We start from the raw sequence: 12,789 nt of genomic DNA on the forward strand, positions 1-12,789 counted from the left end.
CCGCACGGCCTGTGCGACGATCGGCTCATGGAGGCTGTGAGTCCTGACCGGCGCCGCCCCCGGGCCCGGGTGGCTGCAAAGCCGACCGCCAGCAAGCGGCTGGCCGGAGTCGACGCTGCGCGCGGCGTTGCCCTCCTCGGGATGATGGCAACGCACCTGATGGCCATCTTCGGCTCCGACCCGGCCCAGACCCCCACGTGGGTGGGCCTGGTGTTTTCCGGCCGCTCAGCCGCCCTCTTCGCAATCCTGGCCGGCGTCGGGCTGACCCTCAGCACCGGCAGGCAGCGGCCGCTGCGCGGAGGGGAGCTGCAGGCAGCACGTCTCGGAGTGGCCCTGCGGGCGGTGCCCGTCGCCGTCGTGGGCCTGATCCTGGGCGGCCTTGAGGTGAACATCGCCGTGATCCTGGTGCACTACGCCGTGCTGTTCCTCTGCGTGCTGCCCTTCCTCGGCCTCGGCACGAGGGCCCTCGCGGCCTGGGCCGGCGGGTGGGTGCTGCTGTCCCCGGTCCTCGCCTTCGCGCTGCGGCCTTGGTTCCTGTCCGCAGAGCCGCCCTTGGTCCTCGGCCACAACCCGGCCATGGAGGACCTGGGCACGCCGGGCCCGCTGCTGGCGGACGTCCTGCTCACCGGCTACTACCCGGTGCTGCAGTGGCTCTCCTACCTGTTGATCGGCCTGTTGATCGGTCGGCTGGACCTGGCGCGGACAGCGGTCCGGGCCCTGGTGCTGTGCACCGGCGCCGCCGTGGCAGCGGGCGCGAAGCTGCTGGGCAACGCGGCGATCCTGGATTGGGGCGGACTGCAGGCCCTGGAAGCAAGCGTGGGCAACCCCGCCTTCCCCTTGGAGGGCCGTCTCCAGGTCAGCCTGACGGGCGTGGAACAGAGCGGGACCTGGTGGTGGCTCGCCGCGGCGGCGCCCCACTCGGGAACCACGCTGGACCTGCTGCACACCGCGGGAACGGCGGCCGCCGTCGTCGGCTTCTTCCTGCTGCTGGGCGGGCTCCGCAGGCCGGGCGCCCCGGAACCCGCGCGCTGGCTCCTGCCGCTCGCTGGACCCGGGGCGATGACGCTGACTCTCTACACCCTGCATGTCTGGGCAGTGTCCTGGTTCCATGGACAGGAACTTCCCGCAGGGCTCACCCCGGAAGGCATGTACCTGCTGCACGCTCTGGCAGCGGTGGCGGTCGGCGTGCTGTTCGCGCTTTGGGGCAGGCGCGGGCCTTTGGAGTGGATGGCGCACCGGGCCGCAGTGCTCGGCCGTTACCTGACGGCCGCGGGCCGGTGACAACCCGCGGAAAGGTCCAGGTGCCGGCGGTTCAGGCGCCGGCGGTTCAGGCGCCTGCGGCGGGCCGGCCACGGAACAGCCGGACGGCGTCGCGCATGGAGGCGCGGGCACGCTTGCGGTCCCCGGCGGCGTCGTAGGCGCAGGCGAGGCGGAACCAGGAGCGCCAGTCCTCGGGCGCCGCTTCGGTTTCCACCCGGTATTTTTCGAACTCGGCGTCCGCCGCGGCACGCACGATCCTGCCGCCCGGGGTCCGCGGCAGCCGGTCCTCCGGCAGGCCGCCTTCGTCCTCGAGGATCCTGGCCATCTGTTCGGTGCGGGCCCCGAACATGAGCTCGCGGATCAGCGCCCAGGCACCCACGATCGGCAGGACCAGGTAGGCCGTGCCGATCGCCTTGGCCATGAGGTTGGCGTCGCCCAGCAGCAGCAGGGAACGCTGGAAGGAAACCACCAGGTACAGCACCAGCAGCAGGGTGATGGCGCCGACCCAGATCTTGGTGCGGTTGTTCTTGAGGACGGTCCAGAACGTTCCCATGGCCTAGAGGCCCAGGTCCAGGTAGCCGTCCAGGCCCACGGTGAGACCCGGGTGCGCGGCAACGTTGCGCAGGCCCAGGAGGACGCCGGGCATGAAGGAGGCGCGGTCGAAGGAGTCGTGGCGGATGGTCAGCTGCTCCCCTGGTCCGCCCAGCAGGACTTCCTGGTGGGCCACCAGGCCGCGCAGGCGGACACTGTGGACGCGGACGCCGTCGACGTCGCAGCCGCGGGCGCCGTCGAGCGAGGTTTCGGTGGCGTCCGGGCTGGCCGGAACGCCTGCCTGTTCGCGGGCCTCGGCGATCAGCTGGGCGGTGCGCACGGCGGTGCCGGAGGGCGCGTCCACCTTGTTGGGGTGGTGCAGTTCGATGATTTCCACCGATTCGAAGTATTTGGACGCCTTGGCGGCGAAGGCGGAAGCGAGCACCGAGCCGAGGGCAAAGTTCGGGGCGATCAGCACGCCCGACTCCGGGTTGCCGGCCAGCAGGGAGCGCAGGTCGGCCAGGCGGCCGGCGTCCCAGCCGGTGGTGCCGACGACGGCGTGCATGCCGTGTTCGACGGCGAAGCGGACGTTCGCTTCCGTGCTGTCCGGGACGGTGAGGTCCACGACGTACTTGGCGCCGGCGTCAAGCAGGGTGTCCAGGGAATCGTTGCGGCCCAGGGCGGCCACGAGCTTCATGTCCGGGGCGGCTTCGACGGCCTTCACGGCTTCGATTCCCATGCGCCCGGAGGCGCCCAGCACGGCGACGGCAAGTTGTTCGGTCATGGCGTTAACCCTACCGTCGGGCGGGGCACTGCCTTGAACCGGTTACGCCTGCGGGCGCGGGGACCTACTCCCCCGCCCCGACCCATTCGACGGTGCCGTCGCTGAAGAACTGTTCCTTCCAGATGGGGACCTGTTCCTTGATTCTGTCCACCAGTTCCGAGCAGATGGCGAAGGCCTGGCCCCGGTGCGAAGCGGACACCGCGCACACCAGTGCCGGGTCGCCGATCTCCAGCTTGCCCACCCGGTGCGCGGCCCAGATCCGCACGGGCTGCCCGGTCTCCCCCGCATGCTCGGCGATCAGGGTGGCGACGACGTCGGCCAGCACCTGGTGTGCCGTGGGGTGCGCGCTGTAGCTGAGCCGGTCCACGGCCTTGCCGCCGTCGTGGTTGCGGACGACGCCGCTGAAGCTCACCACGGCTCCGGCCGTGTCCGATTCGACGGCCGCGATGGCCTGGTCCACGGAAATCGGCTCGGCGCTGAGCACGGCGTGGACTACTTCGAAGCTGCTTTCAGTGACCATGGCTTCCTTCCAACTGATCGCATAGGTGGCCGAGGACGGGGTCAAGGACGGCGAGCCCGTCCATGACGCCCTTGGGGGAACCGGGCAGGTTCACGATGAAGGTGCGGCCCGCGGTTCCGGCATGGCCACGGCTCAGCATGGCGAGCGGGGTCTTCGCGGCGCCGGCGCGGCGCATGCCTTCCATAATGCCCGGGATTTCGCGGTCCAGGAGCGGCAGCGTGACGTCCGGGGTCCGGTCGTCGGGGCTGAGTCCGGTGCCGCCGCTGGTGATGATGACGGCGGGTTCCTGGCTGAGGAGGGCGCGGATCGCGGCGCCCACCGGTTCGCCGTCGGGCACCACCATGGCGGGGAAGGTCTCGAAGCCGTGTTCGGCGAGCCAGTCTTCGATCACCGGACCGGTTTCGTCCCGATAGATGCCCGCGGCGGCGCGGGTCGAGGCGATGACGACGCCGGCCTTCCGGGGCCCGTGCGCGCCGGGTTCGCAGCCGCTCACGGCGTGGCCTCCCCGGCCGTGGCCTCCCCGGCGGTGGCGTCGCCGTCGGCTGAACCGTCGTCGAGGCGCCAATCGCCGCTCTTGCCGCCGCTTTTCGCGAGCACCTGGATGCCGCTGATGACGGCGTGCTTGTCCACGGCCTTGATCATGTCGTAGACGCTGAGCGCCGCCACGGACGCCGCGGTGAGGGCTTCCATTTCGACGCCGGTGACGCCGCGGGTCTTGACGGTCGCCTCGACCTGCACCGAGTCCTGTCCGAGTTCGAAGTCGACGGTGACCTTGGAGATCGGCAGCGGATGGCACAGCGGGATGAGCTCGGGGGTCTTCTTCGCAGCCATGATCCCTGCCACCCGGGCCACGGCGAGGGCGTCGCCCTTCGGCAGTTCGCCGGCGCCGAGCAGGGCCAGGACCTCGGGGGTGCTGCGGACTGTGGCTGTGGCGGTGGCTTCGCGGGTGGTCACGGCCTTGCCGGAGACGTCCACCATCTGGGCGGTACCGTCCTGGCGGAGGTGGGTCAGGCCGCCCGGGTTGTCCAGGCCGTCCGGGGTGTATTGGGAATCACTCACAACATCCATACTTCCACTTCCGCGCCGGCCTCGAGTTCCGTGACGTCGGCCGGCACGTGGACCAAGGCGTTGGCCTTGGCCAGGGCATGGACCAGGTGGGAGCCGGGGCCGCCTTCCAGGCGGACCGTTCCGTCCGGCAGCAGGCTGGCCCGGCGCAGCTGGTGTTTGCCGGCAGGCGAGCTGAGGCGTTCGGTCAGCCGGGCGCGGGGTGCGGGGCGCGGCGCCGGTGCGCCGAGGACGGCGGAGAGCGCCGGCCGCAGGAACATTTCGAAGGACACCAGGCAGCTCACGGGGTTGCCCGGGAAGCCGAGGAAGGGGACGCCATCGAACGTCCCGATGCCCTGCGGACCGCCCGGCTGCATCGCGACGGACAGGAACTCCACCGGCTGTTCCGCCATGGCCTGCCGGACCACCTCGTAGGCGCCTTTGCTGACCCCGCCGGTGGTCACGATGAGGTCCGCGCCGGCGTCCCGGCCGCGCAGCTTCCCAAGCAGCACGGCGGGGTCGTCGGAGGAAATGGCGCTCCGGGTGACAACCAGCCCGGCCTGGCGCATGGCGGCCTCGAGCAGGGTTCCGTTGGCGTCGTGGATCTTGCCCGGCGGCAGCGCGTGGCCCGGTTCCACCACCTCGTCCCCCGTCGTCACGAGAAGCACGTGCAGCGGCCGGCGGACCTCCACCTCGGTGAGTCCGAGGGCGGCGAGCAGGCCCAGCTGCCCGGGGCCGAGGCTGGTTCCAGCGGCGAGCGCCAAGGTCCCGGCGGCGATGTCGCTGCCCGCCGCGCGGACGAAGCTGCGGGCCGCCGTCGGGGGTAGCTCGACGACGGCGTCCGTGCCCGGAGCGGGGAAGCTGTCCGGCACCGCCTGCTCGATCGGTACGACGGCGTCCGCTCCGGCGGGCATCATCGCGCCGGTCATGATCGGGGCGGCGCTGCCGGGGAGCAGTTCCTGCGGGGCGACGCCGGCCGGGATGGGGGCCACGACTTTCAGCCGGGCGCCGCCGGTTCCCGTTCCGCTGTCGCCGGCACCGCCGTCGGGAGTGCCGCCGTCGTGCCGGAAATCCAGGGAGCGGACCGCATAGCCGTCCATCTGGGAGTTCGCGAACGGCGGGAGGTGCCCGGGCGCCAGGACGTCGACGGCGAGCGCGCGGCCGAGCGCATCCAGCAGCGGGAGGCGTTCACTGCCCTTGGCTGCGGGCAGCCCGGCGAGGAGGCCGCGGACGGCGTCGGCGTGCTCGGCGACAGATCTGGGCACGGGGTACCTCCGGGGTTGGACGGTTAGTGCAGCCAGCCTACGGGATCAGCGCATCCATCCCGGCGTCTCAGCCGGCTGTGACCGACACCGTGTGGAAGCCGGTGGCGCCGTCCGGGGCGACGGGTGTCCGCTGTTCGGGCTGCGGGGTGCCGGTGGAGTCGGTGGCCCGGACCTGGATTTCGTGCTCGCCGGGACCCAGCTCGAGGCCGCGCTTCCATTGCACCCAGGTGTCTTTCGAGATTCCCGGCGCCAGCTCCGCCTGCTGCCAGGGGCCGCGGTCCACGCGCAGTTCCACCCGGCCGATGCCGCGGTGCTGGGCCCACGCGACGCCGCCGAACTGCACCGTTCCCGCGTTGACCTTGGCGCCCTGCCGCGGCACGTCGATGCGGGACTGGGTCTTGATGGGGCCGCGGGCGCTCCAGCCGCGCGGCGTCCAGTAGCCCTGGTCGTCGGCGAAGCGGGTGACCTTCAGCTCGGTGAGCCATTTGGTGGCCGAGACGTAGCCGTAGAGGCCCGGGACGATCATCCGCACCGGGAAGCCGTGTTCGAGGGGCAGCGGTTCGCCGTTCATGCCGACGGCGAGCAGCGCGTCCCGGCCGTCGGTGAGGGCTTCGAGGGGCGTGCCGGCAGTAAAGCCGTCGCTGCTGACGGAGAGCACCATGTCTGCGCCGTCCTTGGGGCCTGCCATGGCCAGGAGTTCCCGGACCGGCCAGCCGAGCCACAGGGCGTTGCCGATCAGGTCACCGCCCACCTCGTTGGACACGCAGGCGATGGTGATGTGGCGGGCGGTCATCGGCTTGGCCAGGAGGTCCGCGAAGGTCAGTTCGACCGGGTGTTCGACGAGTCCGGTCACCTTGAGTGTCCAGGTGTCCGGGCTGAGGGCTGGCACGATCAGGGCGGTGTCGATGCGATAGAACTCCGGATTCGGGGTCACAAGGGAGGAGATCCCGGGAACGTCGAGCGAAGCACCGGCGGGGATGGCCTGGGCCGGCGTCGCAGGTGCCGGAAGGGACAATGCGCTCCGGGCGGAATCGGCGAGGCTTCCCGCGCGGCGGATGACCGCCGTCACGATCCCGCCGACGGCCGCACCGGCGGCGCTGAGCCCCAGGAACTGCAGGAAGCTGCGGCGAGCCAGGGGTGCGGTTTCCTTCGCCTTGCCGCCGGCGGGATTCCAGGCGGCGAGGCGCTTGGCGAAGAGGCGCAGCAGCCCCATTGCCAGCGCCGCCCCGGCCACGGGCGCGAGCGTCGCGAGCTGGACCGACTGCGCCCGGGTCATCACCGCGGCCAGTCCCGCGGCGCCCGCCAGGCCCGCGAGGATCAGCCCGGTGCCCGGCCTGCGGTCTTCGAGGATTCCGGCGACGGCGGCGAGCACCAAGGTGACCAGGCCGATGCTGGCGATCAGCACGGCTTTGTCCGCGGTGCCGAACCAGGCCACGGCGAGGTCCTTAACTCCGGGCGGGACGGCGTCGATCACCGCTCCGCCCAAGGCGGTGACGGGCGAGAGCCCGGGGCTGAGCAGGGCGGCCAGCAGTTCGCCGAGGGCGACGCCGGCGCCCACCGCGACGGCGCCCGCTGCTGCGGCCCAGCGGGTGCGGGCCGCGGTGGTGCTTTTCGCTGGGCGGGATAGCGTGCTCATGGCGTGCCCTTCCCTGGTAGTGGCTGTGCTGGTGGTTCTGGTGCTGCGGTTCCCGGGGCTGTCGTTCCCGGTGCCGCGGTTCCCGGGGCTGCGGGCAGGCGCAGTTCGAAGCGGCAGCCGTCCCCGTAATTGGCCAGTGAAGCGCTCCCGCCGTGGGCCTTGACGATTCCGGCAACCATGCTCAACCCGACTCCGGCCCCGCTGAACAGGGCACCGCCCGGCTGGCCGCCGTCGTCGCTCCTGCCCCGTGCGGGATCTTTCTGCCAGCCGGTCTCGAAGACGTGCGCCAGGTCGTCCTCGGCGATCCCGCCGCAGCTGTCGTCTACAGTGACGACGAGTTCCGGCGTTCCGGCAGGCGCCCCCGCGGATATCCCCGCGCCCACCCGGACCGTGCTGTCCGGCCGGCTGTAGATCACCGCGTTGTGCAGGACGTTCCGCACGGCCCGGCCCAGGCTGGGCCCGTCGGCGACGGCCATGCAGTGTGCCACGCCGCCGCCGTCGAGCGTTATTCCGCGCCGGGCGGCCAGCGGCGCGAGGTCGGCGATGGCATCGCTGAGGAGGTCGTACAGGTCGATTGCCTCGGCCCGCAGCCGGAGGGTTCCGGCCTGGATGCGGGAGAGCTCCAGGAGGTCGTTGACCATGGCGGCCATCTGTTCGCTGTGGCTGATGATCTTGCGGTGGTAGGCGGAAGGGTCAGGGGCCATGCCGTCCTCGAGGGCTTCGGCCATGGCGCGCATGCCGGCCAGCGGGGTGCGGAGGTCGTGGGAAATCCAGGAGACCAGTTCCCGGCGGGCGTTCTCGACGGCGGCCTCCCGCTGCCGGGATTCCTCCAGGCGGATGCCGCTCTTCTCGAGTTCCCGGGCCAGCCGGGCCAGTTCCGAGTTCATTGCCGGCAGCCCCCGGCCGGCGGGCAGCCCGCCGTTGGGGCCATCCGCGCTGCCGAGTTGCCGGGCGGCGGTCACGAGGCGTGCGGCGTTGCGCGATACCCCGACGCCGAGCATCAGGGCGATGCCGAGTGCGACGGCGGAGGCCAACCCGAGGATGTACCACATGACTTCCAGGTCGCGGGCGGAGATGAACATGGCGTTGAACGCGCTCACCATCCCCGCCACCAGCACCGCGACGGCGGCCACCACCACCAGGCAGACCTGGACGAGGATGGAGGCCCGCCGGAGGTACCGCAACAGCACCACCGTCACGGCGCCGATGGCAAGGGCCCACAGCAGCACCCAGGCCAGGATGGTCAGCAGCTCAGCGCTCTCCACGGCCGCCCTCCGGTTCTTGCCCGTCGCCGTCGGCCGCCGGCGGGTCGAAGCGGTAGCCCACTCCCCACACGGTCTTCAGCAGGCGCGGGGCCGTGGGGTCGTCTTCGATCTTTTCGCGCAGGCGGCGCACGTGGACCGTCACCGTGGAGAGGTCGCCGAAGTCCCACTCCCAGACGGCCTTGATCAGTTCCTCCCGGCTGAAAACCTGCCGCGGCCGGCGGAGCAGGAAGGCCAGCAGGTCGAACTCACGCAGGGTCAGGGCGAGCGGTTTGCCGTGGTGCAGCACAGTCCTGGCCGCCGGGTCCAGGACGAATCCGGCAACTTCCACCGGCGGTTCCGGCGTGGACTCCCTGATGCTGCGGCGCAGCACGGATTTCACCCGGAGCACCAGTTCGCGGGGCGAGAACGGCTTGGTGACGTAGTCGTCGGCGCCGGTTTCCAGGCCGAGGATACGGTCGTCCTCGGTGCCGAGGGCGGTGACCATGATGACGGGAACGGCCATGGTGCGGCGCAGCCGGCGGCAGACTTCCACCCCGTCCACGCCGGGCAGCATCCGGTCCAGCAGCACCAGGTCGGGCCGCCAGGCGGAGGCGAGGTCCAGGGCGCTGAAACCGTCCGCGGCGATCCGCACCTGGAAACCGGCCCGCACCAGGTAGTCCCGGACGACGCCGGCCAGCGTGGCCTCGTCCTCGACAACGAGGATGCGGCGGTAGCCAGGGTCGGCAGGACTGCGGTCTTCGGGCCGCTGCTCGGACGCCTTGTTCACCCTCCCAGCATAGGATTCCGGCAGGCCTGCGTGGCGGTGCGGGCGCCCCGCGAGGCGATCCGTTGGTATTCCGTAAGAACCGGGCATTCCGTGACGCCTGAAGTGAAATGCGACACCCTCCGGTGGGGAGGTTCCGGGTCACTTGGCGTAGCCTGAAAACATGAGTATTGGACTGGGAATGCCGCTGGTGCGCGCGGACGGGGACGCCGGCAATGGCGCCGTACCCCCGCCGCGCCCTAAAGGCATTCCGGCAGGTTTGTTTGACGTCCACGGGCGGCGGGCCACGGACATGCGGCTGTCGCTGACGGACAAGTGCAATCTCCGTTGTACCTACTGCATGCCGGCCGAAGGCCTGGAATGGCTATCCAAGCAGGCAGTGATGACCGCGGAGGAGATCGTCCGGATCGTGCGGGTCGGCGTGCGCCGGCTCGGTGTGCGCGAACTCCGGCTCACTGGCGGCGAGCCGCTGGTCCGGGCCGATTTGGTGGACATCATCGCAGCCCTGCGGGCCGAGCACCCGGAACTGCCGATCTCGATGACCACCAACGGCGTCGGACTGGACAAGAAGGCAGCCGCCCTCAAGGCCGCGGGCCTGAGCCGGATCAACGTGTCCCTGGATTCCCTGCACGAGGAAACGTTCGCCCAGCTGACCCGCCGCCCGTTCCTGGGCAAGGTGCTCGCCGGCGTCGAGGCCGCCTGGGACGCTGGCCTGGGCCCGGTGAAGCTCAACGCCGTGCTGATGCGCGGAATCAACGACGCCGAAGCGCCCGGCTTGCTGGCCTGGGCCCTGGACCGCGGCTACGAGCTGCGCTTCATCGAGCAGATGCCGCTGGACGCCGACCACGGCTGGACCCGGCGAAACATGATCACTGCCGCGGAAATCCGTGAACTCCTTTCCCGCGACTTCGTGCTCGGCCCCGACCCGCGCGAACGCGACGGCGCACCGGCCGAACGCTTTGAAGTACGACGCCGGGAGGAGGCTTCCGCCGGGACGGCCGGTTCCGCTGATGGCACCGGTCCCGTGCTGGGCACCGTGGGGATCATTGCCTCGGTGACCGAGCCGTTCTGCTCCGATTGCCGGCGCACCCGGATCACGGCGGAGGGCAAGATCATGAGCTGCCTGTTCTCGCACGAGGAATTCGACCTGTTGGGGCTGCTCCGCCAGGGCGCAAGCGACGAGGAACTCGCCGCCCGCTGGCAGGACGCCATGTGGATCAAACCCAAGGCACACGGCATGGACCACACAGGTCTGGGCGCACCGGACTTCGTCCAGCCCGACCGCAGCATGAGCGCCATCGGAGGCTGAACTACCTTGCTCGTACGCTACTTCGCTGCCGCACGCTCCGCGGCCGGCGTCGAAGAAGAACACCACCACCTGCCCGCAGGCAGCAGCCTGACGGAATTGCTCGAGGCGCTGCTCGCCGTCGAACGCGCTGTACCACCGGCCGGGACGCCGCCGCTGGAGCGGATCATCGCCCGCAGCAGCTTCCTGCGCAACGAGGTCGCCGTCCGCGACCGCACCGCGCCGCTTGGCGCAGACGACGTCGTCGACGTGCTGCCGCCGTTCGCCGGCGGATAGCGGACCCCAGGCCCGCTGCCTTCAGGGTGGCTGCCTTCAGGGTGGCTGCCTTCAGGCCCGCCGGAAGCGGGCGCTCAGGAAGCGCGTGAACTCCGGCGCGGTTCCCTTGCGGAGGCTGCCGCTGTGGACCAGCTCGCCGCCGTCGATCCGGAAACTGTGGCGCGAGGTGCCCCGCGGGCTGTGCCGTTCCAGGGTGAGGGTGCCGCCGTCCCAGTGGCCCCGGGCAGGGGCTTCGGGCGGTTTGCCGATGCTGTCCACGTAGTACCAGAAAGTGTCGCCGTGGTCCGGGTCCACCGTGAACACCCCGTGGCCTTCGAAGTGTGAGCCGTCGGCTTCCAGGTGCCGGTAGCTCTGCACCACGGCGTGGCCGCCTGCGGCCTTCGTGAACACGACTTCCGCCTCGACCGTGCGGGCGGGGCCAGACGGTGACGCGGCCAGTTCCGCGCTCCCCCGCCAGCGGCCGAGGAACGGCTCAAGGGACTCTGCCACGGACACGTGCCGCTGATCGCGCATGATGCCTCCGGCCCCATCTTCTGCCCGCCGGACGGACATGTCCACCGTTCCACAGACGGACATGTCCACCCGGAAATGCGAAGAGTGGACATATTCGGAATATGTCCACTCTTCAGCGCCGGGAGCGGACATGTCCGGGGCAGGGCACGGGCTCAGAGGCCGAAGGTCTCCGACTCCTCGAAGGGCCCCACCACGGTGATGGTGCGCGGTGACGCAGCCAGTTCCCGGGCCAGTTCCTGGACCTCGGCGGTGGTGACGGCCTTGATTCTGCGCAGGGTCTCGTCGATGTCCTGGAACTCGCCCGAGACCAGCTCGGCACGGCCAAGGCGCGACATCCGCGATCCGGTGTCTTCGAGGGCGAGGACAATCCCGCCGCTCAGCTGCCCCACGGCCTTGCTGAGTTCCTCGTCGGTGATGCCGTTGGCGGCGAGCTTGTCGAGCTCGGTGCCCAGCAGCTCCAGGACCTGCTTGACCTTCGACGGCGTGCAGCCGGCGTACATGCCGAAGTAGCCGGCGTCGGCGTAAGAGGAGGCGAAGGAGTACGTGGAGTAGACGAGGCCGCGCTTCTCCCGGATTTCCTGGAACAGGCGCGAGGACATGCCGCCGCCCAGCACGGCGTTCAGCACGCTCATCACGAAGCGGCGCTCGTCCGTGGCCACCAGCGAGGGGCAGCCCATGATGATGTTGGCCTGCTCCACCGGGCGCTTGACCACCTGCAGGCCGGAAGTTCCGGTGATGGCGGCCCGCTCGGTGGAGCGGCGCTCCACCGGTGCAGCGCCTTCGCGCAGCGACCAGCCGGCGGCGCGCAGGGCCTCCGTGACGAGGCGGCAGACGACGTCGTGGTCCAGCCCGCCGGCCGCGGTGATGACGAGCTCGTCCGGCCGGTAGTAGCGCCGGTAGTGTTCCCAGACCGAGTCCCGGGAGACGCCCTTGATGGCGGCGGGCGTGCCGCCGATCGGCCGGCCGAGGGGGTGCACGCCGAGGACGGCGGCAACGAACTTTTCGTGGGCGACGTCCGTGGGGTCGTCGCTGTCCATGGCGATTTCCTCGAGGATGACGTCGCGTTCCTGCTCCAGCTCGGCCGGGTCCAGGACGGCGCCGGTGATCATGTCCGCGATGACGTCGATGGCCATGGGCAGGTCCGAGTCGAGGACACGGGCGAAGTAGCAGGTGCTTTCCTTGGCGGTGGCCGCGTTGGATTCGCCGCCCACCTCGTCGAAGGCCGAGGCGATTTCCAGGGCCGTGCGCCGCTTGGTGCCTTTGAACAGGAGGTGCTCCAGGAAGTGGGTGGAGCCGTGCTGGCCTTCGGCCTCGTCGCGGGACCCTACGCCCACCCAGAAGCCGATGGTGGCCGAGCGCTGCCCGGGCATCGCCTCGGTGAGTACCCTTACCCCGCCGGGCAGGACCGAGCGCCGGACGACGGAGCCGCCCTCGGCACCGTGGATCAGTTCGCCTCCGGGCAGGGTCTGCTCGAGCGGGAGAGGTACGACAGTCATCAAAGCCTTTCGGTTTGCGGGCGGGCCCGATCTGGCTGCCATGGTAGCAGCGGCAGGGGCCGGTTCCGCGTGGGTCCCGGAGTTTTGCTTCCGGGTTAAAAGGGCCGCGGGGCCGGTGGACGTGCCACCG

The 12,789-nt window shown here is 70.8% G+C and carries 14 protein-coding genes; 3 read left to right on the forward strand and 11 right to left on the reverse strand.

Annotated features, from left to right (window positions below):
• The first annotated feature begins 27 nt into the window (after positions 1–27).
• Positions 28–1,281, forward strand: a complete 1,254-nt coding sequence (locus D3654_RS14935; protein ID WP_120522268.1) for a heparan-alpha-glucosaminide N-acetyltransferase domain-containing protein — start codon at positions 28–30, stop codon at positions 1,279–1,281.
• Positions 1,282–1,327: 46 nt separating this feature from the next.
• Here the strand turns inward: D3654_RS14935 and D3654_RS14940 are convergent, their stop codons facing one another.
• From D3654_RS14940 to D3654_RS14980, 9 genes are all read right to left on the reverse strand, one after another.
• Positions 1,328–1,813 carry a hypothetical protein gene (locus D3654_RS14940; RefSeq protein ID WP_120522269.1) on the reverse strand — a complete coding sequence of 162 codons (486 nt, stop codon included), beginning with the start codon at positions 1,811–1,813 and terminating at the stop codon, positions 1,328–1,330.
• Positions 1,814–1,816: 3 nt separating this feature from the next.
• Positions 1,817–2,575 (reverse strand): 4-hydroxy-tetrahydrodipicolinate reductase, encoded by a 759-nt coding sequence (gene dapB / locus D3654_RS14945; protein ID WP_120522270.1) that lies wholly within the window; start codon positions 2,573–2,575, stop codon positions 1,817–1,819.
• A gap of 64 nt (positions 2,576–2,639) precedes the next feature.
• Positions 2,640–3,095 (reverse strand): molybdenum cofactor biosynthesis protein MoaE, encoded by a 456-nt coding sequence (locus D3654_RS14950; RefSeq protein WP_120522271.1) that lies wholly within the window; start codon positions 3,093–3,095, stop codon positions 2,640–2,642.
• Complete coding sequence (locus tag D3654_RS14955) at positions 3,085–3,588, reverse strand: MogA/MoaB family molybdenum cofactor biosynthesis protein (protein WP_120522272.1); 504 nt, start codon at positions 3,586–3,588, stop codon at positions 3,085–3,087. The genes D3654_RS14950 and D3654_RS14955 overlap by 11 nt, the downstream gene beginning before the upstream one ends.
• Positions 3,585–4,163, reverse strand: a complete 579-nt coding sequence (gene moaC / locus D3654_RS14960) for a cyclic pyranopterin monophosphate synthase MoaC (protein WP_280960120.1) — start codon at positions 4,161–4,163, stop codon at positions 3,585–3,587. The genes D3654_RS14955 and moaC overlap by 4 nt, the downstream gene beginning before the upstream one ends.
• Complete coding sequence (locus tag D3654_RS14965) at positions 4,151–5,404, reverse strand: molybdopterin molybdotransferase MoeA (RefSeq protein WP_120522273.1); 1,254 nt, start codon at positions 5,402–5,404, stop codon at positions 4,151–4,153. Before D3654_RS14965 ends, moaC begins: the two co-directional genes overlap by 13 nt.
• A 67-nt stretch (positions 5,405–5,471) precedes the next feature.
• Positions 5,472–7,040: a molybdopterin-dependent oxidoreductase gene (locus D3654_RS14970; protein WP_120522274.1), complete on the reverse strand. Its 1,569-nt coding sequence runs from the start codon at positions 7,038–7,040 to the stop codon at positions 5,472–5,474.
• Positions 7,037–8,305, reverse strand: a complete 1,269-nt coding sequence (locus D3654_RS14975) for a sensor histidine kinase (RefSeq protein ID WP_120522275.1) — start codon at positions 8,303–8,305, stop codon at positions 7,037–7,039. Before D3654_RS14975 ends, D3654_RS14970 begins: the two co-directional genes overlap by 4 nt.
• On the reverse strand, positions 8,292–9,071 hold the full coding sequence (locus D3654_RS14980) for a response regulator transcription factor (protein ID WP_280960121.1): 780 nt from the start codon (positions 9,069–9,071) through the stop codon (positions 8,292–8,294). Before D3654_RS14980 ends, D3654_RS14975 begins: the two co-directional genes overlap by 14 nt.
• Positions 9,072–9,231: 160 nt before the next feature.
• Between D3654_RS14980 and moaA the strand changes: the two genes are divergently transcribed.
• Both moaA and D3654_RS14990 read left to right on the forward strand, forming a co-directional pair.
• Positions 9,232–10,377: a GTP 3',8-cyclase MoaA gene (gene moaA / locus D3654_RS14985; protein ID WP_120522277.1), complete on the forward strand. Its 1,146-nt coding sequence runs from the start codon at positions 9,232–9,234 to the stop codon at positions 10,375–10,377.
• A 6-nt stretch (positions 10,378–10,383) separates the two neighbouring features.
• Positions 10,384–10,650: a MoaD/ThiS family protein gene (locus D3654_RS14990; protein WP_120522278.1), complete on the forward strand. Its 267-nt coding sequence runs from the start codon at positions 10,384–10,386 to the stop codon at positions 10,648–10,650.
• Positions 10,651–10,701: 51 nt separating this feature from the next.
• Here D3654_RS14990 and D3654_RS14995 read toward each other — a convergent pair whose 3' ends face one another.
• On the reverse strand, positions 10,702–11,163 hold the full coding sequence (locus D3654_RS14995) for a DUF1579 family protein (protein ID WP_120522284.1): 462 nt from the start codon (positions 11,161–11,163) through the stop codon (positions 10,702–10,704).
• Between the two features lie 152 nt (positions 11,164–11,315).
• Entirely contained in the window at positions 11,316–12,659 is a 1,344-nt protein-coding gene (locus D3654_RS15000) for a M16 family metallopeptidase (protein ID WP_120522279.1), read from the reverse strand.
• Positions 12,660–12,789: the final 130 nt, after the last annotated feature.

The organism is Arthrobacter celericrescens, assembly GCF_003614925.1.
Taxonomy (GTDB): domain Bacteria; phylum Actinomycetota; class Actinomycetes; order Actinomycetales; family Micrococcaceae; genus Arthrobacter; species Arthrobacter celericrescens.